The sequence below is a fragment of the Nitrospira sp. BLG_2 genome (assembly GCF_049222245.1).
Window position 1 is genome coordinate 1 of the sequence record NZ_JBLYIG010000587.1, and the last position, 3,537, is coordinate 3,537.

Sequence of the window (3,537 nt, forward strand, 5' to 3'; positions counted from 1 at the left end):
GCCGAAATTTCCGCTGAACAATTCATCGACCTGCGCTGAAAGACTTGCTCCCTATTTCCCGAGCACGTCCGCATGAACAAACCAGTGCTCTTCCCCGATCCCTCGCGCCCCCTGTCTCCCTGTTTCACCGTCCGGCGCCGCTGCCCAGCGGGCTACGCAGTTGCGCGCGTCCTTCAATGTAGATGGGGCATTGCCGCCGTGGAATCCGGCTAGTGACCGCCGTGCAGGTGGTGGATCTGAAGGGATGTTTCAATCCTCGCCTGTCCTGAGCCCTGCCGAAGGGCCCGCCCTTTCGAGCGGGCGCTACTGTCGCCGGCCTCCGCCCGTTGAGACAAGGAGGGTTTCAATCCTCGCCCACCCGTTCGAGCAGGCGCTACCAAATTGTTCAACTACGAAGCTCCAACCGCAAACTGAGTAACTAACCCGCCAAGCGTCATATTCTCCGCGATGGCGTCGTGGGGGATGAAGACATACCTCCACGGCTTGCCGCCGTTGCTGAGGGCGTGGGTCGTGGCGCGGTTGCACCACAGAACAGCGGCGTCTTTCTTGGCCAAGACTTCCGGTGAGGTCATGTCATTCTTGGCCTTTGGCTCCAGCATGTAAATGCAGTCCGCCGTTTCCGCCACAAAATCTGGTTGGTAGTCATGCTGCGAAATCCCAAGTTTGTAGGAGATTTGAAATTGGCCTGCGGCGGGTCGGAACCACTTCTGAGAATCACGGTCGAGAATTACGGCCAGCCGTCGTTCAGTGTCGGAATCGAACTTCTGAATCGAATAGAGGCCGCGCTGAAATCCGCCAAAGAGTAGCTGTCCAATCCGTCCTCGATCTTCGACCGTCTGACGAAAGTCCTGAATCGACTCGCCGTCTTTGGCTGTGTATGCGCTGGGCTTCAAGCCCATGAAACCCTTGCTCACCACCACATCGTACCCGGTCGCCTTTTCCCACTCGTGCGCCTTCATTTGGGCGTACACAAATGCCGCCAACTGCCTTTGATGGTAGATCAGGACATTTCTGGTGTCGTCTTCCGAGAGGTAAGAGCGAGCATGTTTAACCACCTGGCCGGCCAGGTCGTACAGCAACTCGGCCTGTTCGTCATAGGAAATGTCGTCGTAATCGACGAGCCCGCGAACCACGTAATCCTCCAGCCGTTGTTCCGGCTGCATCTGTCCACCGGAGCTCAGCGTCTCTTGCTGATTGGTCCGTAGGTGCTGGATCAGTAAGTCTCGCTCCACCGGCTGATAGCGGATACTCGAACAGTCCAGCGTGAAGGCATGAAACCCTGTTGTGACCTCTCCTTTCGGCACCACGAGTATGCGGGGAATATCGATGGTCTGTTGCACAACCAGTTGAGCCGTCTTCTTGACCACGGCGGCGATGTTTGGAGCGTCAGCCAAGCCGGGCAAGGCCTGCTGAGCCGGCGTAATCCATGCCTTCACCTCTTCCGCGATCCTCGATTGAACCTCCGGCTTCAAGAGATAGCTCGATGCCGGCAAGTTCTCGCGCTGGATTACCTGATACGTCGCCTGGGCAAGTGCCCTCTCTGCATCGCTCGAAAAGGTTGGAGTCGCGGGAGTGGGTGCGCCGGGCATTCCTGTCGTCTCAATCCCGCTTAGCTGTTCCTCAATTTTCGACTGAGCCACCACCGTGCGGGTCTTTTGAAGGTCAGTTGCCGGGTCCAAAATGACCTGCGTCAAACGAATTGCCGAATCGGGTCTATTCGCCTCATCGATGATTTCCTGGAAGCGATCATGCGCAATGATATTCAGCCGGTCTACCGTACTCACGCCGGTGCGTCTCCCGTAAGGAAGGCGGAGACCACGTCCGATGGACTGTTCAATCAGCGTCCGAGCGTTGGCAGCCCGAAGCGGAACGATCGTGTAGAGGTTCGTCACGTCCCAGCCTTCTTTGAGCATGTTCACGTGAATGACGATCTCGGTCGGCTCGTCCGAACTTTCCACTGCCAATAGACGCTGGACCATTTCGTCTTCTTCCGCGCCGGTCTTGCTGGAATCGACCTGAATGACTTTATCTTTGTACCACCCTTCGAAGAACTGGGGGGACTGAATCAGCTGCATCAACTGCCCGGCGTGGGTCGTATCGCGGGCAATGATGAGCATGAAGGGCTTGACCGTGCGTTGCTCTGTTTGGCGGGCATAGGTCTCCAACTCAACCTTCGTGTTCTCATGAACGCGGACGCCATCTTCGAGCTTGATCTTCTCCAGCTCGGAAGTGCCGAACTGAGCAGGATTGAAATTCTTCTGCGTCACCACCGCCGGTTCTTTCACAAAGCCATCGCCCATTGCCTTGGCCAAGGGGTAGTCATAGATGACGTTCTTGAAGGACACGAGTCCCTTACTCGATTCCACAAATGGCGTCGCAGTCAGTTCCAATCCGAGAACCGGTTTCAATTCATTGATCGCCCTCACCCCTGCCGATGCCCGATAGCGATGCGACTCATCCATGATCAGCACGAGGTCATCGAGGCCTGCCAGGTACTCGAAATAGCTCTGGCCAATGTATTCGGAGAGCCGTTTGATTCGTGGCGCTTTGCCCCCCCGAACTTCCGAATTGATCTTCGAGATATTAAAGATGTTGATATGAACCTCTTGGCCAAACCCTGGGAGAGAGGTCAGACGGGCGGCTACCCCTGATTCATAGTTATTTCCCGTGATGATCGTCGGCGGTTCCGTCGCGAACTCGGCAATTCCGGTGAAGACGTATTTTGGCGTGTTGGGCGTAAAGTCGGTGATCAGCTTGTTGTAGATCGTCAGGTTCGGCGCCAGCACAAAAAAGTGATTGATCCCATGCACCTGATGCAGATAACTGATGAAGGCGCCCATGAGGCGGGTTTTCCCAACACCGGTCGCCAGCGCAAAGCAGAGCGACGGAAACTCGCGCTCAAAGTCAGTGACCGTGGGAAACTCGCTCTTGATCGCAGCCAGGGCTGTAGCCAAATCGGCGTTCTTCTTGGGCGGAACCATCTCCGTGACTCGGTCGAGCATTTCGAGCGACATCCGCTGTGGAGGCCGCAGACTCAGTCGACCGGCGATGGCATTGACGTGGCGGTTCATAGGGAACGCGACTCCCCTAACTGGCCGAAGCGAGCTTCTTGGGTCGAGTCTCGAACTGAAAATCCATCAAATTGACCGGATGTGGTCGTTTTGAGAGATAGAGCACTTCAATGCCGACCACTTGATTGGCTTCGTCATAGTCCACGATCACGCCGGGCGCGACCTCTTCCGACTCCTCCACCGGAACATCAACCAATTGGAGATGCAGCGCATCAGCCTCTTCATCGACCTTGAGTTTCATAACCGCCTCCTCATCCTTCGATCAAAATACAACGTGATGATCCGTAGTGGATTGGTGTCTTTCTTGACGATCACGCGCAATACCCGTCCATCGTACTCCTGAATACGACCCAGGCGATGCTCCAACTCTATGTCTACTGAATCTGTCTCGACCAGTTGAGGCACTTTCAGAACCTGTTCGATCCACTCCGTGCGAATGACCGGACGTTTGCGCAAACTCTCCTGT

Annotated in this window: 3 protein-coding genes; all 3 read right to left on the reverse strand. The window is 55.8% G+C overall.

Features of this window, described 5'->3' with window-relative positions; all coding sequences use genetic code 11:
• Positions 1–389: 389 nt before the first annotated feature.
• On the reverse strand, positions 390–3,071 hold the full coding sequence (locus ACOSYY_RS15655; RefSeq protein ID WP_421663544.1) for a DEAD/DEAH box helicase: 2,682 nt from the start codon (positions 3,069–3,071) through the stop codon (positions 390–392).
• Between the two features lie 16 nt (positions 3,072–3,087).
• The gene (locus ACOSYY_RS15660) at positions 3,088–3,312 is read right to left on the reverse strand and encodes a DUF2283 domain-containing protein (protein ID WP_421663545.1); all 225 of its coding nucleotides are present in this window, start codon (positions 3,310–3,312) and stop codon (positions 3,088–3,090) included.
• On the reverse strand, positions 3,309–3,537 hold a 229-nt coding region (locus ACOSYY_RS15665; protein WP_421663546.1), incomplete at its 5' end, for a DUF4258 domain-containing protein. The genes ACOSYY_RS15665 and ACOSYY_RS15660, both read right to left, overlap by 4 nt.